The organism is Mycobacterium sp. ZZG (assembly GCF_054786995.1).
Genome location: NZ_JBTBFV010000045.1, coordinates 13,831 through 35,011, shown reverse-complemented (window position 1 = coordinate 35,011; position 21,181 = coordinate 13,831). Strand labels below are relative to the sequence as shown.

Genomic DNA, 21,181 nt, shown 5'->3' with positions numbered 1-21,181 from the left:
CCGAGGTCGGGGTGACACACTGTGCCGATGGCTGATGTGATCTTGACCGCAAAGACCATCATCACGATGGACGACGCCGTTGCGCGGGCGGAGGCGGTCGCGGTGTCCGGCGACAGGATCGTGGCGGTGGGCAGCATCGAGGACTGCCGCGCCGCGCTGCCGGGCGCCGAGGTGGTCGACACCGGGGCCGCTGCGTTGGCCCCGGGATTTGTTGAGCCGCATGGCCATCCATTGATCAGCGGGGTTGCCACCCAGGCGCCGGCCAGGTCGATCGCCCCATGGGACTGCCCGACCTGGGCCGACGTCCAGGCGGTGTTCGCCGACGCGCTTGCCACCAGCGAACCCGGCACCCCGCTGTGGTTCGCCGGCTACGACGCGCTGCTGCACGGCCACCCGGCACCCAAAGCCGATGAACTCGACCGGATCTTCGGGGACCGCGTCACCGTCGTCACCGACAACTCCGGGCACGGCGCGTACTTCAACTCGGCGCTGATCCGCAACAACGGCTGGGACGCCAAGCCGCCCGCCGACCCGGTCGCCTCCCACTTCGGACGCAACCCGGACGGATCGCTGAACGGCCAGGGCTTCGAGTTGCCGGTGGTCACCGCCGTCACCATGCCGCTGATGGCACAGATGGGCGACCCGCTGGTCTCGGCCGCGCACTATTACGCGCTGATGGCGCGGGGCGGCTACACCTCGACCTCGGACATGACCTACGACCCGAAGTTCGCCGCCGGCTACGAGGCGCTGGCCGCCGCACCGTCGTGTCCGCTGCGGGTCAGCATGTGGGAGATGTCGGTCACCGACACCTATTCCGAGCCAACCACTTTCGCGGCGGGTGAGGAATGGCTCACCAAGGCAGGTGTCAAACTGTGGACCGACGGCTCGCCGTGGGTGGGCAACATCGCGATCTCGTTCCCGTACCTTGACACCGAGGCAACCCGCACCGCAGGCATCGATCCGGCCACCGCGGGGGGCGCGGATTCGATGAACTACAGCCGCCAACAGCTCGACGCGATCCTGGACCGCGCCGCGCCCGCGGGTTGGCAGATGGCCTTCCACGCCAACGGCGATCTGGCCCTGGACTTGGCGCTGGACGCCTATGAGGACGCGCTGACCCGACACCGCCTGGTCGGCACCGACCACCGCTGGCGACTGGAGCATTGCGGTGCGGGAACCCGGACACATTTCAACCGGGCCGCCCGGCTCGGGGTACACGTGTCGCTGGCGCCGTTCCAGTACTACTACTGGGGCGAACTGCTCGACGGGGCGATGTTCGCCCCGGAGCATGGGGCGCGTTGGGCGGCGTTCGGCGACGCCGTCGCCTCCGGCGCCTGTGTGTCGCTGCACAACGACGGTTCGGTGTCGCCGCCCGAGCCACTGACCAACATCGCCACCGCGGTGACCCGCCGTACCCGCAAGGGCACCGTGCACCGCCCCGATCAGGCGATCACGCTGGACCAGGCCTGGCGTGCGCAGACCGTCGACGCCGCCCGTACTCTGCACCGCGACCAGCTGGTGGGATCGATCACGGCGGGCAAGCTGGCCGACTTCGTCGAACTGACCGCCGACCCGTGGACGGTCGCACCCGACGCGCTGATCGACACCGTGCGGGTGGCCGGAACCTGGCTGAGCGGCCGCCGGATCGATCTGGACGAGTTCCTTGCCGCGGTGGCCGGCGCCGACAACACCGAACATGCGCACCTGGCCGTGCGCGACACCAAAGCGTGCTGCTGAAAGAAATTCGTCAGATTGCCGCAGCCGTCCGCACGGGTAACGTTCTGCCATGTTCGAGAAGATCACCTCCACCGCAGTCCAGGTTGCCGAAGGCCTCGGGGCCCTCGTCGGCGTCCGCGCCGGCACCGAGGAGCCGATGTACGTGCAGGAGGCGACCGTAGCGAGCATCGAGGTACGCCGGTACGGGCCCCGCATCGCGGCGCAGACCACCGTCACCGGTGACGAGGAGATGGCCCGCAACGCCGGGTTCCGCCGGCTGGCCGGCTACATTTTCGGTGGCAACCACCGCAAGACCTCGATCGCGATGACCGCGCCGGTCGCCCAGCAGAACGAGAAGATCGCGATGACGGCGCCGGTCGCGCAGTCCCGTGACGCCGGCGGCCAGTCGGTGATCCGGTTCTTCATGCCGTCGAAATGGTCGATGGAGCTTCTCCCGGAACCCGACGACGAACGGGTGGAACTGGTCGAGGTGCCGAGCGAGACGTACGCGGTGCTGCGCTTCACCGGCGACCGCAGCCCGCAGGCCGTCGCGGCCAAAAGCGAAGAACTTCTCAAAGGCCTGCAGGGCAGCGGGTTCACGCCCCAGGGCGAGCCGATGGCCTGGTTCTACGACCCGCCGTGGACTCTGCCGTTGCGCCGCCGCAACGAGGTGGTGGTCTCCGTCAGCGGCGCCGGCTATCCGGGCCGCTGATCGGCGCACAGATCCTGTTGGTGGGCGCGGACGGTATCGAACCGCCGACCGCTGGTGTGTAAAACCAGAGCTCTACCACTGAGCTACGCGCCCGATCCCGGGCAGGCTACACGGCGCAGCCGCCCAACCGGAAATTCCGTCAGTTCGTGTTTAACGCCTCCAGCGCCTGGGTCCACACCGCCTGATCCCTGACCTCGCCGGGCTCCTTGCACTCGGCGAAGCGGATGATCCCGGCACGGTCAATGACGAAGGTGCCGCGGTTGGCGAACCCGGACGCGTCGTTGAACACCCCGTAAGCCTGGCTGACCTCGCCGTGCGGCCAGAAGTCCGACAGGACCGGAAACCGGTAGCCGCGGTCGGTGGCCCACATTTTGTGTGTCGGCGACGGGCCCACCGAGACGGTCAGCGTCGCGGTCTCGTCGTTGACGAAATCACCGATGTGGTCCCGGATTTCGTCGAGCTCACGCTGACAGACCCCGGTGAACGCCAACGGGAAGAAGACCAGTACGACGTTCTTCGTGCCGCGGAAAGCGCCCAGCGTCACCGGCTGGTTGTTCTGGTCCTTGAGCGTGAACTCCGGTGCGGTTTGGCCGACGGAGAGCATCACTAGCCGCGCTTGCCGGCGGCCTTGGATTTCGGCTGTACCAACCGGCTGGCGATCCAGTCGCCGAGGTTGGCCGACGAGGTCTGCATCAGGCCCGCAGTCGGAGCGGACTCGGCGATCTCGGCGGGCTGCACGTGTCCGGGCTTGCCCGTCTTCGGGGTGACCACCCAGATGACACCGTCGTCGGCGAGCGGGGTGATGGCATCCATCAGGGTGTCGACAAGGTCGCCGTCACCGTCCCGCCACCACAGCAGCACCACGTCGACGACTTCGTCGGCATCTTCGTCGAGTAGGTCGTTGCCGCTCTCGTCCTCGATGTCGGCCCGGATGTCGTCGTCGGTGTCTTCGTCCCAGCCCACCTCCTGCACAACCTGATCTTTGTGGATGCCCAGCATTCGGGCGTAGTTCGGGGGATCACCCGCCGACACCGTCGGTCCTCCTTCAGCCGCGTTGGCGCACCGTGCGCTCGGTCACGTTCGAAGTCCTATCGTCGCATGCCCAGCGCTCACAGCAAGCCATGTAGCGGCAGGTTCATCGGTATGCCGCGTCGCATCGGTCCAACGCGGTGGTCTTGGAGGCGTTCAACCGCTCGATCGCGGCGTTGAATTCGTCGGTTCCGTAGTTGCCCGCGATCGACGTCGCCACGCCCCTGGCTGCATCGACCCAGCTGTTCAGCGCGTCGCGCAGCTCCGGGGTCAGCGGGTCCGAGAGGCTGCCGGCGACCAGGTCGGCGCTGTGGTTGAGCGCGTCGACGGCCGGACCGGCGGTGCGGCCGATGTCGGCGGGATTGTTGTTGAACGCGTCGACGTAGGTGTTGACCGCACCGATGGCCTCGGCGCTGCTGGAGCTCATCGCCTCGCACGAGGTGCGGACGGCCTCGACGGTCAGCGACGCCTGCCGCTGGGACTCGCGGGCGCTGGAACTGGCCGCGGACTCCTCGATCGACGCCGACACCGACGCCCGGTACAGCGGCGCATCCCCCTCGGCGACCGCGGCGTCGCCGTCGGTGACGCTGGTGCACCCCACGACGATCATCGCCAGCGCGGCCAACGCGCCGGTCACCGATGCGGCGAGCCGCACGGTGCGGACGCCCCACCGACCGATCAGCACGGTCTGCAGACGTTACCGGGTCGGCTGCCAGTTCACCCGGCACTTCGGACCCGCTAGTGCGCATCGGGCAGGATTAGACAAGGATGGAAAGCCGCGTACGCGGGAAGCAAGGTAACCCACCGAGCCGAAGCGGACGTGTTTAAACCGCCTAACAAGGAGCGGATGTTGACCACCGAGTTCGTGCGCCAGGACCTGGCCCAAAACTCCGGCAGCGCAGCAGAACCCGACCGGGTTCGCGTGATCAGAGAAGGCGTCGCGTCGTATCTGCCGGACATCGACCCCGAAGAGACCGGCGAGTGGCTGGAGTCCTTCGACGACCTGCTGGACCGGTCCGGTCCGGCCCGTGCCCGCTATCTGCTGCTCCGCATGCTCGAGCGTGCCGGTGAGCAGCGCGTCGCGATCCCGGCACTGACCTCCACCGACTACGTCAACACGATCCCGACCGAGCTGGAACCCTGGTTCCCCGGCGACGAGGACGTCGAGCGCCGCTACCGCGCCTGGATCCGGTGGAACGCCGCGATCATGGTGCACCGCGCACAGCGCCCGGGAGTCGGTGTGGGTGGCCATATTTCGACGTACGCGTCGTCGGCGGCGCTCTACGAAGTCGGCTTCAACCACTTCTTCCGCGGCAAGAGCCATCCCGGCGGCGGCGACCAGATCTTCATCCAGGGCCACGCCTCCCCCGGTATCTACGCGCGGGCCTACCTTGAGGGCCGGCTCACCGAGGACAAACTCGACGGCTTCCGCCAGGAGCACAGCCATCCCGGCGGCGGGCTGCCGTCCTATCCGCACCCGCGGCTGATGCCGGACTTCTGGGAGTTCCCGACCGTGTCGATGGGCCTGGGCCCGATGAACGCGATCTATCAGGCGCGGTTCAACCACTACCTGCACGACCGGGGCATCAAGGACACCTCCAATCAGCACGTGTGGGCGTTCCTGGGCGACGGCGAGATGGACGAGCCCGAGAGCCGCGGCCTGGCGCACGTCGCCGCACTGGAGGGCCTCGACAACCTGACCTTCGTGGTCAACTGCAACCTGCAGCGCCTCGACGGCCCGGTGCGCGGCAACGGCAAGATCATCCAGGAGCTGGAGTCGTTCTTCCGCGGCGCGGGCTGGAACGTCATCAAGGTGGTGTGGGGCCGCGAGTGGGACGCGCTTCTGCACGCCGACCGCGACGGCGCGCTCGTGAACCTGATGAACACCACCCCCGACGGGGATTATCAGACCTACAAGGCCAACGACGGGGCCTACGTCCGCGACCACTTCTTCGGCCGGGACCCGCGCACCAAGGCGCTCGTCCAGAACATGACCGACCAGGAGATCTGGAACCTCAAGCGCGGCGGTCACGACTACCGCAAGGTCTACGCCGCCTACCACGCGGCTATGGAGCACAAGGGTCAGCCCACGGTGATCCTGGCCAAGACCATCAAGGGCTACACGCTGGGCAAGCACTTCGAAGGCCGCAACGCCACGCACCAGATGAAAAAGCTTGCGCTGCAGGATCTCAAGGACTTCCGCGACGCCCAGCGCATCCCGATCTCCGACGAGCAACTCGAGAACGACCCCTACCTGCCGCCGTACTACCACCCGGGCCCGGAGGCGCCGGAGATCCGCTACATGCTCGACCGCCGGCGCGCCTTGGGCGGCTTCCTGCCGGAACGGCGGACCAAGAGCAAGGCGCTGACGTTGCCCGGCCACGACACCTACAAGGCTCTGAAGAAGGGGTCGGGCAAGCAGGAGGTCGCCACCACCATGGCGACCGTACGTACGTTCAAAGAACTGTTGCGCGACAAGAACATCGGGCCGCGAATCGTTCCCATCATCCCCGACGAGGCCCGCACCTTCGGGATGGACTCCTGGTTCCCGAGCCTGAAGATCTACAACCGCAACGGCCAGCTGTACACGGCCGTGGACGCCGAGCTGATGCTGGCCTATAAGGAGAGCGAAGTCGGCCAGATCCTGCACGAAGGCATCAACGAGGCCGGGTCGACCGCGTCGTTCACCGCGGTGGGCACGTCGTATGCCACCCACAACGAACCGATGATCCCGGTTTACATCTTCTATTCGATGTTCGGGTTCCAGCGCACCGGTGACGGCCTGTGGGCGGCGGCCGACCAGATGGCCCGCGGGTTCCTGCTGGGCGCGACGGCCGGCCGCACGACGCTGGTCGGCGAGGGCCTGCAGCACGCTGACGGCCACTCGCTGCTGCTGGCGGCGACCAACCCGGCCGTGGTGGCCTACGACCCGGCGTTCGCTTACGAGATCGCCTACATCATCGAGAGCGGCCTGGCCCGCATGTACGGCGAGAACCCGGAGAACGTCTACTTCTACATGACGATCTACAACGAGCCCTACGTACAGCCGGCCGAGCCTGAGGGCATCGACGTCGACGGTCTGTTGCGCGGCATGTACCGGTACCAGGCCGCGCCGGAGAAGCGCACCAACACCGCGCAGATTCTGGTCTCCGGTGTGGCGATGCCGTCGGCGCTGAAGGCCGCCGAGATGCTGGCCGAGGAATGGGACGTCGCCGCCGACATCTGGTCGGTGACCAGCTGGGGTGAGCTCAACCGCGACGGCGTGGCCATCGAGAAGGAGAAGCTGCGCCATCCCGACCGGCCCGCGCAGACGCCGTATGTCACCAAGGCGCTGGCCGAGGCCACCGGACCCGTCGTCGCGGTGTCGGACTGGATGCGGGCGGTGCCCGAGCAGATCCGGCCCTGGGTGCCGGGCACCTTCATCACCCTGGGCACGGACGGCTTCGGCTTCTCCGACACCCGGCCCGCGGCCCGGCGCTATTTCAACACCGACGCCGAGTCGATCGTCGTCGGCGTGCTCGAAGGTCTGGCTCGCGACGGCAACATCGACATCTCGGTGGCGGTCGAGGCGGCGCGGAAGTACGAGATCGACAATGTGCTGGCGGCGCCGGAGCAGACGTCGGACCCCGGAGTCGCGTAGCGACGACATCGGACCCGGAGTCGCGTAGCGACGACATCGGACCCGGAGTCGCGTAGTTGGTTAGAGGTTTCCGCCAAAACCAGGCGTAGATTTTAGGGATGGTTGACAACAACCGGTTCATCCCGCCGCGCTCGACCGTCGACGTGCTGGAAAGCGTGCCGGAGTCGGCGCTGCGCCGGCTCAAGCAGTATTCGGGCCGTTTGGCGACCGAGGCCGTGCACGTGATGGAGGAGCGGCTGCCGTTCTTCGCCGCGCTGGAAGCCAACCAGCGCGCCAGCGTCCAGTTGGTGGTACAGACCGCGGTGGTGAACTTCGTCGAGTGGATGCGCGACCCGCGCAGCGACGTCAGCTACACCGCCCAGGCCTTTGAGGTGGTGCCACAGGATCTGCGCAGGCGGATCGCGCTGCGCCAGTCGGTGGAGATGGTTCGCGTGACCATGGAGTTCTTCGAAGAAGTGGTGCCGCTGCTGGCCCGTTCCGAGGAGCAGCTCACCGCCTTGACGGCCGGCATCCTGCGGTACAGCCGTGACCTGGCGTTCGCGGCCGCCACCGCCTACGCCGACCAGGCCGAGGCGCGCGGCGCGTGGGACATCCGGATGGAGGCCAACCTCGTCGACGCGGTGGTCCGCGGCGGTACCGGAACCGAACTGCAGTCGCAGGCAGCCGCGCTCAACTGGGACGCGACCGCGCCGGCCACGGTCATCGTGGGCATGCCGCGCCCGGACCGGATGGAATTCGCCGGTGACGACGTGCGTGACGTGGCGGCCCGCAACGGGCGCGCGGCGTTGTCCGATGTGCACGGCACGTGGCTGGTCGCGGTCGTGTCGGGCGGTCTGTCGCCGACGGACCGCTTCCTGTCGGATCTGATGAAGGTCTTCGCCGAGGGCCCGGTCGTGATCGGCCCGACCGCCCCGACACTCGGCGCCGCCCACCGCAGTGCCACCGAGGCCATCGCCGGGATGAACGCCGTCGCCGGCTGGGCCGGCGCCCCGCGTCCGGTGGCCGCGCGGGAGCTGCTGCCCGAACGCGCGCTGCTCGGCGATGCGAACGCGGCCGCCGCGCTGGAAGCCGACGTGATGCGGCCGCTGTCGGACGCCGGCCCTGCGCTGGTGGAGACGCTCGACGCCTACCTTGACTCCGGCGGCGCCATAGAAGCTTGCGCACGCAAATTGTTCGTTCATCCAAATACCGTGCGGTACCGGTTGAAGCGGATCGCCGACTTCACCGGCCGCGACCCGACGATTCCGCGCGATGCCTATGTGCTGCGGGTGGCTTCCTCGGTGGGCCGGTTGAACCGTCATGCGCAGTCGACAGCCGTCTCCGCGGTGGGATCTGAGCAGGTCACGGGTGTTGGCTCCGTCACACCTGGAGGCATCTCTTAGGGATAACAGGTTGCGGCGAGGTCTCGATGGAGTCGCATCACATGCGGATTTGTGGACTACCTACAAAAACATAAGACGAGGTTCATAATCTCTTACACCGTTCAAATCCGTCTTCACAATGTTCTCTTAGAGACGTGCCTCAGACGACTGTGCTCGCATTCCTCGCGCCCGGACAGGGTTCGCAGACTCCCGGCATGCTCGCCGAGTGGCTGGAGCTGCCCGGCGCCGCTGAGCGTATCGAGGCATGGTCGCAGATCAGCGGACTCGATCTGGCGACACTCGGCACCACCGCGACGGCCGAGCAGATCACCGATACCGCGGTCACCCAGCCGCTGGTCGTCGCCGCCACGCTGCTGGCCTACGAAGAACTGAGCAAGCGCGGCGAGAACTACGGGCTCGAAGGCCCGGTCGAGGTCATCGCCGCCGGCCACTCGGTCGGTGAGATCGCCGCCTACGCCATCGCCGGCGTGATCACCGCCGACGAAGCCGTTTCGCTCGCCGCCACCCGTGGCAAGGAGATGGCCAAGGCCTGCGCGCTGGAGCCCACCGGCATGTCCGCGCTTCTGGGCGGTGACGAGGCCGAGGTGCTCGCGCGGCTGGAAGCCCTGGACCTCGTCCCGGCCAACCGCAACGCCGCCGGCCAGATCGTCGCCGCAGGCGCGCTCGCCGCCCTGGAGAAGCTCGCCGAGGATCCCCCGGCCCGCGCCCGGGTGCGTCCGCTGGCCACCGCCGGCGCGTTCCACACCCACTACATGGCGCCGGCGCTCGCCGAGTACACCGCGGTCGCCGACCGGATCAATCCCAGCGAGCCCCGCGTCACGCTACTGTCCAACGCCGACGGCCGCCCGGTCTCCTCGGCAGCCGACGCGATGGCCAAGCTCGTCGCCCAGATGACCCGGCCCGTGCGCTGGGACCTGTGCACCGCCTCCATGAAGGAGCAGGGTGTCACGGCGATCGTCGAGTTCCCGCCCGCAGGGACCCTGACCGGCATCGCCAAACGCGAACTTCGGGGGACGCCGACGCACGCCGTCAAGTCCCCCGCTGATCTGGACGGGCTCGCTGGCGCTTTCTGAGCACCCGCGCGTCGTCCAGTTGCACAAGTACAGACAGTTTCCGTCCGTTCGAAGTAACACCCGATAAATAGAAGGAGCCACTGTGCCCGCCACTCAGGAAGAAATCATCGCCGGTCTCGCCGAGATCATCGAAGAGGTCACCGGTATTGAGCCCTCCGAGGTGACTCCGGAGAAGTCGTTCGTCGACGACCTGGACATCGACTCGCTGTCGATGGTGGAGATCGCCGTGCAGACTGAGGACAAGTACGGCGTGAAGATCCCCGACGAGGACCTCGCCGGCCTGCGCACCGTCGGCGACGTCGTCGCCTACATCCAGAAGCTCGAGGAAGAGAACCCCGAGGCCGCCGCGGCCATTCGGGCCCAGATCACGGGTGACAAGTGACCCGTCCTTCCACTGCTAACGGCGGTTTCCCCAGCGTTGTGGTGACCGCCGTCGAGGCCACCACAGCGCTTGCCGCAGATATCGAGAGCACGTGGAAGGGGCTGCTGGCAGGCGAGAGCGGCATCCGGATTCTGGAGGACGACTTCGTCGACAAGTGGGACCTGCCGGTGCGCATCGGCGGACACCTCGTCGACAACGTCGACAGCCACATGACGCGCATCGACATGCGCCGCATGTCCTACGTGCAGCGCATGTCGAAGTTGCTGGCCGGCCGGCTCTGGGAGACCGCGGGCAAGCCCGAGGTCGACCCCGACCGGTTCGCCGTGATCATCGGCACCGGTCTGGGCGGCGGCGAGAAGATCGTCGAGACCTACGACGCGATGAACGAGGGCGGGCCCCGCAAGGTCTCCCCGCTCGCGGTGCAGATGATCATGCCCAACGGCGCGGCGGCGGTCGCCGGCCTGGAGCTGGGCGCCCGCGCCGGGGTCATCACCCCGGTGTCGGCGTGCTCGTCCGGGTCGGAGGCCATCGCCCACGGTTGGCGTCAGATCGTCATGGGTGATGCGGACTTCGCCGTGGTCGGCGGCGTGGAAGGCGGCATCGAGGCACTGCCCATCGCGGCGTTCTCGATGATGCGCGCCATGTCCACGCGCAACGACGATCCCGCCGGGGCTTCGCGGCCGTTCGACAAGAACCGCGACGGGTTCGTGTTCGGCGAGGCCGGCGCGATGATGATCATCGAGACCGAGGAGCATGCCCTGGCCCGTGGCGCCAAGCCGCTGGCCCGCCTGATGGGCGCGGGCATCACCTCGGACGCGTTCCACATGGTGGCCCCGGCCGCGGACGGCCAGCGTGCCGGCGCGGCGATGAAGCGGGCGATGGAGACCGCCGGGCTGTCCCCCAAGGACATCTCGCACGTCAACGCGCACGCCACGGCTACCCCGATCGGTGACACCGCGGAGGCCAATGCCATCCGCGTCGCCGGTGTGGAGCACGCCGCGGTGTATGCGCCGAAGTCGGCTCTGGGTCACTCGATCGGCGCCGTGGGTGCTCTCGAGTCCCTGTTGACGGTGCTCGCGCTGCGCGACGGGGTCATCCCGCCGACACTGAACTACGAGACACCGGACCCTGAGATCGATCTCGATGTCGTCGCGGGCGAGCCACGGTATGGCGACTACCAGTACGCCATCAACAACTCGTTCGGTTTCGGCGGCCACAATGTGGCTCTGGCCTTCGGTCGTTACTGATCCGATCGAGAGAGGACTCGCGAATCAGCATGGTTTCGCCGACAACAGGTAACGGGCTGCCCGACGTCGTCGTCACCGGTATCGCGATGTCCACCAGCGTGGCCACTGACGCTGAAGGGACCTGGAAGGCGCTCCTCGACGGTCAGAGCGGAATCCGCAGGCTCGAGGATCCGTTCGTCGAGGAGTTCGACCTTCCGGTCCGCATCGGCGGTCACCTGCTGGAGGACTTCGAGTCCGAATTGGACACGGTCGAACTGCGGCGCATGTCCTATCCGCAGCGGATGGCGACCGTGCTCGGCAGGCGGGTGTGGGAGAACGCCGGCTCCCCCGAGGTGGACACCGAGCGGTTGATGGTGTCGATCGGGACCGGCCTCGGCGGCGCCGAAGCTCTGGTGTTCGCTTATGACGGCATGCGGGAGCAGGGCGTGCGCGCCGTGTCCCCGCTGGCCGTGCAGATGTACATGCCGAACGGCCCGTCGGCCGTGATCGGCCTGGAACGCGGCGCCAAAGCAGGTGTGGTGACCCCGGTGTCGGCGTGCGCGTCCGGCTCCGAGGGCATCGCCCAGGCGTGGCGCAACATCGTGCTCGGCGAGGCGGACATCGCGATCTGCGGAGGCGTCGAGCAGCGCATCGAGGCGGTGCCGATCGCCGGTTTCGCACAGATGCGGATCGTGATGTCGACCAACAACGACGACCCCGCCGGCGCGTGCCGCCCCTTCGACAAGGACCGCGACGGGTTCGTGTTCGGGGAGGCCGGCGCGGTGCTGGTCATCGAGACCGAGGAGCACGCCAAGGCTCGGGGCGCGAAAATCCTGGCCCGGTTGATGGGTGCGAGCATCACCTCGGACGGCTACCACATGGTGGCGCCCGATCCGAACGGTGAACGGGCCGGTTACGCGATGACGCGTGCCATCCAGCTCGCGGGCCTCGAACCCACCGACATCGACCACGTCAACGCGCACGCCACCGGCACCAGCGTCGGCGATGTGGCCGAGGGTAAGGCCATCAACAATGCGATGGGCGGTCACCGCCCGGCGGTGTACGCCCCCAAATCCGCGCTCGGCCATTCGGTCGGGGCGGTCGGCGCGGTCGAGTCGATCCTGACCGTGCAGGCGTTGCGGGACGGGATCATCCCGCCGACGCTGAACTTGAAGAATCTTGATCCCGAGATCGACCTCGACGTGGTCGCAGGTTCACCGCGGCCGGGCAATTACGAGTACGCGATCAACAACTCATTCGGATTCGGCGGGCACAATGTCGCACTCGCCTTCGGGAAGTACTGACAAGCAGGAGAACACATGACGACCCTGGAGAACGGGCTGGCCCCCGAAGCAGTCAACGAATCTCTCGACCCGCGCGACCCGCTGTTGCGCCTGTCCACTTTCTTCGACGACGGCAGCGTCGAGCCACTGCACCAGCGGGACAAGTCCGGTGTGCTGGCCGCCGCGGGCACCGTCAACGGTGTGCGCACCATCGCGTTCTGCACCGACGGCACCGTGATGGGCGGCGCCATGGGCGTCGACGGCTGCAAGCACATCGTCGACGCCTACGACGTCGCGATCGAGGAGCAGAGCCCGATCGTCGGCATCTGGCACTCCGGCGGCGCGCGGCTGGCCGAGGGCGTCAAGGCGCTGCACGCGGTCGGCCTGGTGTTCGAGGCGATGATCCGGGCCTCCGGCTACATCCCGCAGATCTCGGTGGTGGTCGGTTTCGCCGCCGGCGGTGCCGCGTACGGCCCTGCGCTCACCGACGTGATCGTGATGGCCCCCGACAGCAAGGTGTTCGTCACCGGCCCGGACGTGGTGCGCAGCGTGACCGGTGAGGACGTCGACATGGTGTCCCTGGGCGGCCCGGAGGCCCATCACAAGAAGTCCGGCGTGTGCCACATCGTGGCCGACGATGAGCTCGACGCCTACCAGCGCGGCCGTCGTCTGGTCGGGTTGTTCTGCCAGCAGGGTCATTTCGACCGCAGCAAGGCCGAAGCCGGCGACACCGACCTCAAGGCGCTGCTGCCCGAGTCGGCGCGACGCGCCTACGATGTGCATCCGCTCGTGGAGGCTCTGCTCGACGAGGGTGTCCCGTTCGAGGAGTTCCAGTCCCGCTGGGCGCCGTCGATCGTCGTGGGCCTGGGCCGGCTGGCCGGACGCACCGTCGGTGTGATCGCCAACAACCCGCTGCGCCTGGGCGGCTGCCTGAACTCCGAAAGCGCGGAGAAGTCAGCCCGTTTCGTGCGGCTGTGCGATGCGTTCGGCATCCCGCTGGTGGTCATCGTCGACGTGCCCGGCTACCTGCCCGGTGTGGACCAGGAGTGGGGCGGGGTGGTCCGTCGCGGCGCCAAGTTGCTGCACGCGTTCGGTGAGTCGTCGGTGCCGCGCGTCACGCTGGTCACCCGCAAGATCTACGGCGGCGCCTACATCGCGATGAACTCGCGGTCCCTGAACGCCACCAAGGTGTTCGCGTGGCCCGAGGCCGAGGTCGCCGTGATGGGCGCCAAGGCCGCGGTCGGCATCCTGCACAAGAAGAAGCTGGCCGCCGCCGCCCCCGAGGAGCGCGAGTCGCTGCACGAGGCGCTGGCCATCGAGCACGAGAAGATCGCCGGCGGTGTCGATTCCGCGATCGAGATCGGCGTGGTTGACGAGAAGATCGACCCCGCGCACACCCGCTCGAAGCTGACGCAGGCGCTGGCCGAGGCGCCGCTGCGCCGCGGCCGCCACAAGAACATCCCGCTGTAACCGGGCGAGTTTCAGCGGGCCGGCGACAGCATCTCCTCGGCGGCGGCCATGGCACGCTCGCGATCTGGGGCCACCAACCCGATCCTGGTGCGGCGGTCCAGAATGTCGTCGACGGTGAGCGCCCCTTCGTGGGTGACCGCATACTCGAATTCGGCCCTGATCACGTCGATGCCGTCGGCGACCGGATCGGTGGGCCGCTCGCAGGTGGCCCGGGCGATCACGTTCGGTGCTTCGGCGCCGTACCGCGCCACCAGCGAACCGGGCAGATCGGTCGAAGATCGCAGCGTGGCAACGGGATTGGCGGGTGCGCCGACGAGCGGCAGGTTGCGGGTGCGGCACACGCCCGCGGCGAGCCCGCGCAGCTGCACCGCACGGTCGACGACATCCTCGGCCATGTACCGGTATTCGGTGAGCTTGCCGCCGATGACGGTGAGCACGCCCGACGGCGACTCGGTGACCGCGTGCTCGCGGGAGATGTCGGACGTCCTGCCGGCTCCCGTGTCGATGAGCGGACGAAGGCCTGCGTAGGCGCCGATCACGTCCGCCTCTGTCAGCGCCGCATCCAGCGCCGTGTTGACCGTGTCCAGCAGAAACCTGACCTCCCCGGGGGTGGGCTCCGGCACGTCCGGAATCGGGCCGGGGGCATCCTCGTCGGTCAGCCCCAGGTACACCCTGCCCAGTTGTTCGGGCATCGCGAACACGAACCGGTTGATCTCACCCGGAATCGGAACTGTCAGCGCGGCAACCGGATTGCCGAATTTCGCGGCGTCGAACACCAGGTGCGTGCCGCGGCTCGGGCGCAGTTTGATCGAGTCGTCGACCTCCCCCGCCCAGACACCCGTCGCGTTGACGACAGCGCGGGCCGACACCCGCAGCGACTCCCCCGTCGTGCTGTCGGTGAGCGTCACCGCGTCGCGGGACGCGTCCGACGCCGCGACCCGGGTGAGTACCCGGGCGCCGTGCTGGGCGGCGGTACGCGCCACGGCGGTGACCAGCCGGGCGTCGTCGATCAGCTGTCCGTCGTAGGCGAGCAGCGCTCCGTCGAGCCCTTCCCGCGCGACGGTCGGAGCCAAACCGACGGCGCGGTGCGCGTCGATCCGACGCGACCTGGGCAGCGTGTCCGCCGGGGTGCCTGCCAGCCTGCGCAGACCGTCGCCGGCGGCGAAGCCGAACCGGACCAACGCGCGGGACGCCGTGTTCATCGACGGAAGCAGCGGAACGAGCTGCGGCATCGCATGTACGAGGTGGGGCGCGTTGCGGGTCATCAGGATTCCGCGTTCCACGGCGCTGCGCCGGGCGATGCCCACGTTGCCGCTGGCCAGGTACCGCAGCCCGCCGTGCACGAGTTTGGAGCTCCAGCGGCTGGTGCCGAATGCGAGGTCGTGTCGCTCCGCCAGCACCACCGACAGCCCGCGTGTGACCGCGTCGAGCGCGATACCCGCGCCGGTGATGCCGCCGCCGATCACGACGAGGTCGACGGGCGCGCCTTCCCCGAGCTGCGCGAGTTCGGCGGCCCGGCGTGCGGCGTTCAAAGCAGTTGCGCCACTCATGGTTTCAGATATCCGTTCAGAGAGAGTGCCAGCTCGCGGTTGAGTGCGTCGTTGTCCAGCAACTCGGCGACCATCTGCGCCGACTGGATCGTCGACTGGGTGATCAGCAGGCACATCGCGGCCATCCCGCGCGGATCCCCGGCCCGGATACTGCCGTCGTCCTGACCGGCTTTGATCGCCTCGGCCAGTGCGTCGATGAGAATCTGCTGGCTGGTGCCGAGTCGGTCGGCGATGTAGGTCATCGCCAGGCCCGGCGCGTTGCGGATCACCGACTGCACGATCACGTCGGCGCGCAAATGGTCTGCCACGGCCACGACGCGTCCCACCGTCGCCTCCCGGTCGGCTCCGCGGTCCGGGATCGCCTCCAGAACGCCGGCGATGCGCACGGTGAGCAGTTCGGCGATCACCCAGCGGATGTCGGGCCACCGCCGGTAGATCGTCGGCCGGCTCACCCGGGCCCTGCGCGCGATCTCGGTCATGGTCGTCCGTTCCACCCCGAAAGCCAGGATGCACTCGGCAGCGGCGTCGAGGATTCGCTGCTCGACGCTCGCATCAGAGTTACGGATTGACATCATCTGTAATACTGTAACTCATGATGCAGTGGAATGCGTGGGGCGACCCCGCGGCGGCCAAGTCCCTGTCCCCCGGTATCCGGTCCCTGCTCAGCCAGGCGCTCGGCATCGACGGCGATCCTGTCGACGAACCCACCCTCGAGCAGGTTCGGTTGCGTCCGTCGGCGCTCTCCCGGGCCGACCGGGACGGTCTCGCCGCGATCGTCGGCGAAGAAAACCTGATTCTCGACGACCGCGAACGCCTTCTGCGCGCCGGCGGCAAGTCGACCTTGGATCTGTTGCGGCGCAGAGATTTCGGAGTGCAGGACGCCCCGGACGCGGTGCTGGCGCCCGGCGGCGACGACGAGATCGCCGAACTCCTGCGGTTCTGCTCGGACCGCAGTATCGCGGTCGTCCCCTTCGGCGGCGGCACGAGCGTCGTCGGCGGCCTCGACCCCGCCCGGGGCGACTTCAAAGCCGTGGTGTCGGTGGATCTGCATCGACTCGCCGAGCTGCACTCCCTGGACGAGGTCTCCTGGGAAGCCGAACTCGGGGCGGGCCTGACCGGGCCCGACGCCGAGCGGTTGCTCGGCGAGCGCGGCTTCTCGCTGGGCCATTTCCCGCAGAGCTTCTGCTTCGCGACCATCGGCGGATTCGCCGCGACCCGCTCGTCAGGGCAGGATTCCGCCGGCTACGGACGTTTCGACGACATGGTGCGCGGGTTGCGTGCCGTCACGCCGGCCGGCGTCCTCGACCTCGGGCGGGCGCCGGCGTCGGCAGCAGGCCCGGACCTGCGTCAGCTGCTGCTCGGGTCGGAGGGCAGCTTCGGGATCATCACCCGCGTCCGCGTGCGGGTGCATCCGGTGCCGGAGGCCACCCGGTTCGAGGCGTGGTCGTTCCCCGATTTCACCACCGGCGCCGACGCGCTGCGCGCCGTCGCCCAGACCGGTACCGGACCGACCGTGATCCGGCTCTCCGACGAGGCCGAGACGGGGGTCAACCTCGCCACCACCGAGAGCATCGGCGAGCAGACAAGCACCGGCGGCTGCCTGGCGATCACGGTGTTCGAGGGCACCGAGGCCCACGTCGCGAGCAGACATGCCGAGACCCGGGACCTGTTGGCCGCCAAGGGCGGTACGTCGCTGGGCGAAGGCCCGGCACGCGCCTGGGAACACGGCCGGTTCAACGCGCCGTACCTGCGCGACGCGCTGCTGTCGGCCGGGGCGCTGTGCGAGACGCTGGAGACCGCGACCAACTGGTCCAACGTGCCGGCGGTCAAGGCGGCCGTCACCGAGGCGCTGACGAGCTCGCTGGGCCAATCCGGTACGCCCGCGCTGGTGATGTGCCACATTTCGCATGTGTATCCGACGGGCGCGTCGCTGTACTTCACCGTGGTCGCCGCGCAGCGCGGAAATCCGATCGAGCAGTGGCGCACGGCCAAGGCCGCCGCGTCCGACGCGATGGTGCGCGCCGGGGCCACCATCACCCATCACCACGCCGTCGGCACCGATCACCGGCCGTGGATGCGCGCCGAGGTCGGCGATCTCGGTGTGACGGTGCTGCGGGCTGTCAAGACCGCCCTCGACCCGGCTGGAATCCTCAACCCGGGCAAGCTGATTCCGTGACCCGCTCCCGGGTCACGGTGCTGACCAACCCGGCCTCGGGGCACGGCAGCGCCCCGCACGCCGCCGAACGCGCGATCACCAGACTCCACCACCGCGGTGTCGACGTCGTCGCGATCGCCGGCCGCGACTCCGCCCACGCCCGGCAGCTGGTCGAAGGAGCGCTCGAGCGCGGCATGGACGCGCTGGTGGTCGTCGGCGGGGACGGCATCATCTCACTGGCACTGCAGGTGCTCGCGCAGTCCGGCATCCCCCTCGGCATCGTCCCCGCCGGCACCGGCAACGACCATGCCCGCGAGTTCGGCATTCCGACCAGAGACCCGGAGGCGGCGGCCGACGTCGTCGTCGACGGCATCGTCGACACCGTGGACCTCGGCCGTATCCGCGGCGCCGACGGCACCGACCGCTGGTTCGGCACCGTGATGGCCGCCGGCTTCGACTCGCTGGTCACCGACCGCACCAACCGAATGCGCTGGCCGCACGGCCGGATGCGCTACAACCTCGCGATGGTCGCCGAGATCTCGAAGCTGCGACTGCTCCCGTTCCGGCTGAGCTTCGACGGCCGAGAGGTGGACGCCGATCTGACGCTGGCGGCGTTCGGCAACACCCGAAGTTACGGCGGCGGGATGAAGATCTGTCCGGACGCCGACCCGCGCGATGGCCTGCTGGACGTGACCATGGTGGCGTCCGCGTCGCGGACCAGGCTGATCCGGCTTTTTCCCACCGTGTTCAAAGGCACCCACGTACACCTCGACGAGGTGAGCACGGCCCGGGCCCGGACCGTCACGGTGGCCTGTCCCGGTATCAATGCCTACGCCGACGGTGAGTACGTCTGCCCGCTGCCCGTGGAGGTGTCGGCGGTGCCAGGCGCGCTGCAGATCCTGCGACCCGGCTAACCCACGCCCCTGCTGAGCCAGCTGACCTCGGCGCCCTCGCCGCCGTCGCGGTATGCCTCCAGCGCATCGTCCCACGCGGTGCCCAGCACCGAGTCCAGCTCGGCGGCGAGCACGTCGGCGCCCGACGCCATCAGCGCGCGCAATCTCATCTCGCCGACCATCACGTCGCCGTTGGCGCTCATCGCGCCGCTCCACAGCCCGAGCTGCGGCGTGTGGCACCAGCGGTGCCCGTCGACACCGTGGCTGGGATCCTCGGTCACCTCGAAGCGCAGCACCGACCACGACCGCAGCGCGTTCGCCAGCGCGGCGCCGGTGCCGACCGGACCGACCCAGTTGGTGACCGCGCGCAGTTGACCGGGCATGGCCGGCTGCGGGGTCCACTTCAGATTCGCCCTCGCATTGAGGGTCGACGACAACGCCCACTCGACATGCGGGCACACCGCCGCGGGCGACGCGTGGATGTACACCACGCCCGTCGTCGCGTCGGCGAATTGGTTCGCTGCACGCATCTGTTGCTCCTTCGGTTCCACGAGGGACGTCTTCCCCAACGACCTGGTGGTTTCCGAACGGCACAGAGCGAGTGCGGATGAAGTTGTGACTTGCGAGTCTATTGTGCCTCGTGAGACGCCTGTTGCGCTAGTCCGGCCCGTACTCTCTTAGGACTTCATCAGACAGTGCGGGCATCACCGGGTGCGCCCACTCCCCGAAGCGGCGGTCGGTGAGCACGACCAGCGCCAATGCGGCGTCCGGATCGACCCACAGGAACGTGCCGGTCTGACCGAAATGACCGTAGGTACGGGGCGAGTTGCCGGCCCCGGTCCAGTGCGGCGATTTGCCGCCGCGGATCTCGAAACCCAGTCCCCAGTCGTTGGGACGCTGCACGCCGAAGCCCGGCAACACACCGTCGCGCCCCGGGAACTGCACGCTGGTCGCCTCACGGTGCATCTGACCGGACACGAGCGCGGGCGTGAGCAGCTCGCCGGCGAACGCCACCAGATCGTCGACGGTGGAGGTGACCCCGTAACCGGCGGCCTCGGTCCCGCCGTCGAGGGTGGTGTCGCCCATTCGCAACGGCGCGAAGACGGACTCGGCCAGGTAGGCGGGGAATGGGATCGACGACTGCGCGGCGAGGGTCTGCGCGAGCACGGTGAAACCGTGATTGGAGTAGACCCGTCGCGTGCCGGGCCGCGCGATCACCTTCGACGAGTTCATCTCGTAGCCGGCGGTGTGGGCCAGCAGGTGTCGCACCGTCGCGCCCGGCGGGCCGGCGTCGCCGTCGAGTTCGATCGCCCCTTCCTCGACGGCGACCTGCGCGGCCCGGGCCACCAGCAGTTTGGTCACCGAGGCCAGCGCGAACCGGTGGCCGGTGTCGCCGTGGCGGGCCAATACACCGGACGGCCCCACCACCGCGGCAGCGGCAGTGGGGACCGGCCAGTCGCTCAGGACCTCGAGTGCGCTCATCGCTCCCGAGCGTAGCGAGGGCTATTTCGTGGCGATGTAGTAGAAGTTGATCGGATCCGACTCGATCTCGCGGACCTGCACATCGCCGAACCCGGCGTCAGTCAGCATCGACGTCGCCAGCTCCCGACCCCAGCAGGTGCCGAGCCCGTCACCGCCGAGCCCGAGCGACACGCTCATGCAGTGCATGGTCGACACGGTGTACAGGTACGCCGCGAACGGCACCCCGACGTTGTCCTCGACCCGGCTCGACGACTTGATGTCGACCATCAGGAACGTCCCGCCCGGCCGCAGCGCGCGGTGGATGTTGGCCAGCACCCGGCCCGGGTGGGCCTGATCGTGGATCGCGTCGAACGCGGTGATGACATCGAACGCCTCGGTCGCGTCGTAGTCGGCGACGTCGGTGGGCGTGAACGTGGCGTTCGTGAGCCCCAGCCGCTGCGCCTCGGCGGCGCCGGCGGCCAGTCCCTCGGCGGAGAAGTCGAGACCGACGAAGCGGCTGGCCGGGAACGCCGCCGCCATCACGTTGACGGCATGGCCGCTGCCGCAACCGAAGTCGGCCACGTCGGCACCGTCGCGCAGGCGCTGCGGAACTCCCTCGGCCATCGGCAGGATCACGTCGATCAGCGCGGCGTCGAAAACCTCTCCGCTCTCCTCGGCCATCAGGGTGTGGAAGCGCGGATACTCGGCGTAGGACAGCCCGCCGCCGTGACGGAAGCAGTCGATGACCTTCTGCTCGACCTCGCCGAGCAGCGGGATGAACTGTGCGACGCGCGCGAGGTTGTCCGGGCCGGCGGTGCGGGTGAGCACCGCCGCGCGGTGCGGCGGCAGCGAATAGGTCTGCGCGGCCGCGTCATAGTCGACGATCCGGCCGGCCGTCACACCGCCGAGCCACTCCCGGACATAGCGTTCGTCGAGTCCGGCCGCGTCGGCGATCTGGGTGCTGGTGGCCGGCGGCAGGTCAGACATCGTGTCGAACAGCCGGGTCTGGTGGCCGATCGACAGCAGGATCGCGATGCTGGCGGCGTCGATGGAGCCGACGACGCGTCCGGCGAATCCCTCAGTGGTCTCGGCGGCGATCGCCGGATTCTCATTCAGTGTGGTCATGGGAGAAAACGGTAGGCCGCCAACGGCGCGGCCGGTATCGGTCGAACCATGCGTTTCGGGGGTCCGGCGATGGTGCAGATGATG

The 21,181-nt window shown here is 68.6% G+C and carries 19 protein-coding genes and 1 tRNA gene; 11 read left to right on the top strand and 9 right to left on the bottom strand.

Features of this window, described 5'->3' with window-relative positions:
- Nucleotides 1–27 precede the first annotated feature (27 nt).
- Complete coding sequence (locus tag ACXMYJ_RS21395; RefSeq protein WP_443186983.1) at nucleotides 28–1,737, top strand: amidohydrolase; 1,710 nt, start codon at nucleotides 28–30, stop codon at nucleotides 1,735–1,737.
- Nucleotides 1,738–1,786: 49 nt separating this feature from the next.
- Nucleotides 1,787–2,428: an SOUL family heme-binding protein gene (locus tag ACXMYJ_RS21390; RefSeq protein ID WP_460358777.1), complete on the top strand. Its 642-nt coding sequence runs from the start codon at nucleotides 1,787–1,789 to the stop codon at nucleotides 2,426–2,428.
- An 18-nt stretch (nucleotides 2,429–2,446) separates the two neighbouring features.
- On the opposite strand, the gene ACXMYJ_RS21385 is transcribed toward ACXMYJ_RS21390, so the two are convergent.
- The 4 genes from ACXMYJ_RS21385 to ACXMYJ_RS21370 form a co-directional block, all read right to left on the bottom strand.
- A tRNA-Val gene (locus ACXMYJ_RS21385) sits at nucleotides 2,447–2,521 on the bottom strand.
- A 46-nt stretch (nucleotides 2,522–2,567) separates the two neighbouring features.
- Nucleotides 2,568–3,032 carry a peroxiredoxin gene (locus tag ACXMYJ_RS21380; protein ID WP_443187108.1) on the bottom strand — a complete coding sequence of 155 codons (465 nt, stop codon included), beginning with the start codon at nucleotides 3,030–3,032 and terminating at the stop codon, nucleotides 2,568–2,570.
- 2 nt (nucleotides 3,033–3,034) lie between these two features.
- Nucleotides 3,035–3,427 (bottom strand): DUF3052 domain-containing protein, encoded by a 393-nt coding sequence (locus tag ACXMYJ_RS21375; RefSeq protein WP_443187107.1) that lies wholly within the window; start codon nucleotides 3,425–3,427, stop codon nucleotides 3,035–3,037.
- A gap of 136 nt (nucleotides 3,428–3,563) precedes the next feature.
- Entirely contained in the window at nucleotides 3,564–4,067 is a 504-nt protein-coding gene (locus ACXMYJ_RS21370; RefSeq protein ID WP_443187106.1) for a hypothetical protein, read from the bottom strand.
- A gap of 240 nt (nucleotides 4,068–4,307) precedes the next feature.
- Between ACXMYJ_RS21370 and aceE the strand changes: the two genes are divergently transcribed.
- The 7 genes from aceE to ACXMYJ_RS21335 all read left to right on the top strand — a co-directional run bounded on the left by aceE (nucleotide 4,308) and on the right by ACXMYJ_RS21335 (nucleotide 13,913).
- Nucleotides 4,308–7,097, top strand: coding sequence for a pyruvate dehydrogenase (acetyl-transferring), homodimeric type (gene aceE / locus ACXMYJ_RS21365; protein ID WP_443187105.1), 2,790 nt, complete (start codon nucleotides 4,308–4,310; stop codon nucleotides 7,095–7,097).
- Between the two features lie 98 nt (nucleotides 7,098–7,195).
- On the top strand, nucleotides 7,196–8,479 hold the full coding sequence (locus tag ACXMYJ_RS21360; RefSeq protein WP_460358776.1) for a PucR family transcriptional regulator: 1,284 nt from the start codon (nucleotides 7,196–7,198) through the stop codon (nucleotides 8,477–8,479).
- A gap of 149 nt (nucleotides 8,480–8,628) precedes the next feature.
- Nucleotides 8,629–9,552 (top strand): ACP S-malonyltransferase, encoded by a 924-nt coding sequence (locus ACXMYJ_RS21355; protein ID WP_460358789.1) that lies wholly within the window; start codon nucleotides 8,629–8,631, stop codon nucleotides 9,550–9,552.
- Between the two features lie 82 nt (nucleotides 9,553–9,634).
- Nucleotides 9,635–9,934 carry a meromycolate extension acyl carrier protein AcpM gene (gene acpM, locus ACXMYJ_RS21350; protein ID WP_067956530.1) on the top strand — a complete coding sequence of 100 codons (300 nt, stop codon included), beginning with the start codon at nucleotides 9,635–9,637 and terminating at the stop codon, nucleotides 9,932–9,934.
- Nucleotides 9,931–11,181, top strand: a complete 1,251-nt coding sequence (gene kasA / locus ACXMYJ_RS21345) for a 3-oxoacyl-ACP synthase KasA (RefSeq protein ID WP_460358774.1) — start codon at nucleotides 9,931–9,933, stop codon at nucleotides 11,179–11,181. Before acpM ends, kasA begins: the two co-directional genes overlap by 4 nt.
- Nucleotides 11,182–11,210: 29 nt before the next feature.
- Nucleotides 11,211–12,464 carry a 3-oxoacyl-ACP synthase KasB gene (kasB, locus tag ACXMYJ_RS21340; protein WP_443186961.1) on the top strand — a complete coding sequence of 418 codons (1,254 nt, stop codon included), beginning with the start codon at nucleotides 11,211–11,213 and terminating at the stop codon, nucleotides 12,462–12,464.
- A 15-nt stretch (nucleotides 12,465–12,479) separates the two neighbouring features.
- A complete protein-coding gene (locus tag ACXMYJ_RS21335; RefSeq protein ID WP_443186960.1) occupies nucleotides 12,480–13,913 on the top strand; it encodes an acyl-CoA carboxylase subunit beta in 1,434 nt (477 codons plus the stop codon).
- 11 nt (nucleotides 13,914–13,924) lie between these two features.
- Here ACXMYJ_RS21335 and ACXMYJ_RS21330 read toward each other — a convergent pair whose 3' ends face one another.
- Together ACXMYJ_RS21330 and ACXMYJ_RS21325 are read right to left on the bottom strand one after the other, a co-directional pair.
- Nucleotides 13,925–15,463 (bottom strand): glycerol-3-phosphate dehydrogenase/oxidase, encoded by a 1,539-nt coding sequence (locus ACXMYJ_RS21330; protein WP_260753965.1) that lies wholly within the window; start codon nucleotides 15,461–15,463, stop codon nucleotides 13,925–13,927.
- Nucleotides 15,460–16,038 (bottom strand): TetR/AcrR family transcriptional regulator, encoded by a 579-nt coding sequence (locus tag ACXMYJ_RS21325; protein WP_260753967.1) that lies wholly within the window; start codon nucleotides 16,036–16,038, stop codon nucleotides 15,460–15,462. Before ACXMYJ_RS21325 ends, ACXMYJ_RS21330 begins: the two co-directional genes overlap by 4 nt.
- A 20-nt stretch (nucleotides 16,039–16,058) precedes the next feature.
- On the opposite strand from ACXMYJ_RS21325, the gene ACXMYJ_RS21320 reads away from it, so the two are divergent.
- Nucleotides 16,059–17,639 (top strand): FAD-binding oxidoreductase, encoded by a 1,581-nt coding sequence (locus ACXMYJ_RS21320; protein WP_460358787.1) that lies wholly within the window; start codon nucleotides 16,059–16,061, stop codon nucleotides 17,637–17,639.
- Nucleotides 17,636–18,532, top strand: coding sequence for a diacylglycerol kinase (locus ACXMYJ_RS21315; protein ID WP_443186958.1), 897 nt, complete (start codon nucleotides 17,636–17,638; stop codon nucleotides 18,530–18,532). Before ACXMYJ_RS21320 ends, ACXMYJ_RS21315 begins: the two co-directional genes overlap by 4 nt.
- Here the strand turns inward: ACXMYJ_RS21315 and ACXMYJ_RS21310 are convergent.
- From ACXMYJ_RS21310 to ACXMYJ_RS21300, 3 genes are all read right to left on the bottom strand, one after another.
- A complete protein-coding gene (locus tag ACXMYJ_RS21310) occupies nucleotides 18,529–19,041 on the bottom strand; it encodes a DUF3145 domain-containing protein (protein WP_260753972.1) in 513 nt (170 codons plus the stop codon). The genes ACXMYJ_RS21315 and ACXMYJ_RS21310 overlap by 4 nt on opposite strands.
- Before the next feature lie 127 nt (nucleotides 19,042–19,168).
- The gene (locus ACXMYJ_RS21305) at nucleotides 19,169–19,993 is read right to left on the bottom strand and encodes a serine hydrolase domain-containing protein (protein ID WP_443186957.1); all 825 of its coding nucleotides are present in this window, start codon (nucleotides 19,991–19,993) and stop codon (nucleotides 19,169–19,171) included.
- Nucleotides 19,994–20,014: 21 nt separating this feature from the next.
- Nucleotides 20,015–21,097, bottom strand: a complete 1,083-nt coding sequence (locus tag ACXMYJ_RS21300) for a class I SAM-dependent methyltransferase (RefSeq protein ID WP_260753974.1) — start codon at nucleotides 21,095–21,097, stop codon at nucleotides 20,015–20,017.
- Nucleotides 21,098–21,181 lie beyond the last annotated feature (84 nt).

Coding starts and splice junctions, on each gene's coding strand:
- ACXMYJ_RS21395 (WP_443186983.1), top strand. CDS start 28: ATGGCTGATGTGATCTTGACCGCAAAGACCATCATCACGATGGACGAC.
- ACXMYJ_RS21390 (WP_460358777.1), top strand. CDS start 1,787: ATGTTCGAGAAGATCACCTCCACCGCAGTCCAGGTTGCCGAAGGCCTC.
- ACXMYJ_RS21380 (WP_443187108.1), bottom strand. CDS start 3,032: ATGCTCTCCGTCGGCCAAACCGCACCGGAGTTCACGCTCAAGGACCAG.
- ACXMYJ_RS21375 (WP_443187107.1), bottom strand. CDS start 3,427: ATGCTGGGCATCCACAAAGATCAGGTTGTGCAGGAGGTGGGCTGGGAC.
- ACXMYJ_RS21370 (WP_443187106.1), bottom strand. CDS start 4,067: ATGATCGTCGTGGGGTGCACCAGCGTCACCGACGGCGACGCCGCGGTC.
- ACXMYJ_RS21360 (WP_460358776.1), top strand. CDS start 7,196: ATGGTTGACAACAACCGGTTCATCCCGCCGCGCTCGACCGTCGACGTG.
- kasB (WP_443186961.1), top strand. CDS start 11,211: ATGGTTTCGCCGACAACAGGTAACGGGCTGCCCGACGTCGTCGTCACC.
- ACXMYJ_RS21335 (WP_443186960.1), top strand. CDS start 12,480: ATGACGACCCTGGAGAACGGGCTGGCCCCCGAAGCAGTCAACGAATCT.
- ACXMYJ_RS21330 (WP_260753965.1), bottom strand. CDS start 15,463: ATGAGTGGCGCAACTGCTTTGAACGCCGCACGCCGGGCCGCCGAACTC.
- ACXMYJ_RS21325 (WP_260753967.1), bottom strand. CDS start 16,038: ATGATGTCAATCCGTAACTCTGATGCGAGCGTCGAGCAGCGAATCCTC.
- ACXMYJ_RS21320 (WP_460358787.1), top strand. CDS start 16,059: ATGCAGTGGAATGCGTGGGGCGACCCCGCGGCGGCCAAGTCCCTGTCC.
- ACXMYJ_RS21310 (WP_260753972.1), bottom strand. CDS start 19,041: ATGCGTGCAGCGAACCAATTCGCCGACGCGACGACGGGCGTGGTGTAC.
- ACXMYJ_RS21305 (WP_443186957.1), bottom strand. CDS start 19,993: ATGAGCGCACTCGAGGTCCTGAGCGACTGGCCGGTCCCCACTGCCGCT.
- ACXMYJ_RS21300 (WP_260753974.1), bottom strand. CDS start 21,097: ATGACCACACTGAATGAGAATCCGGCGATCGCCGCCGAGACCACTGAG.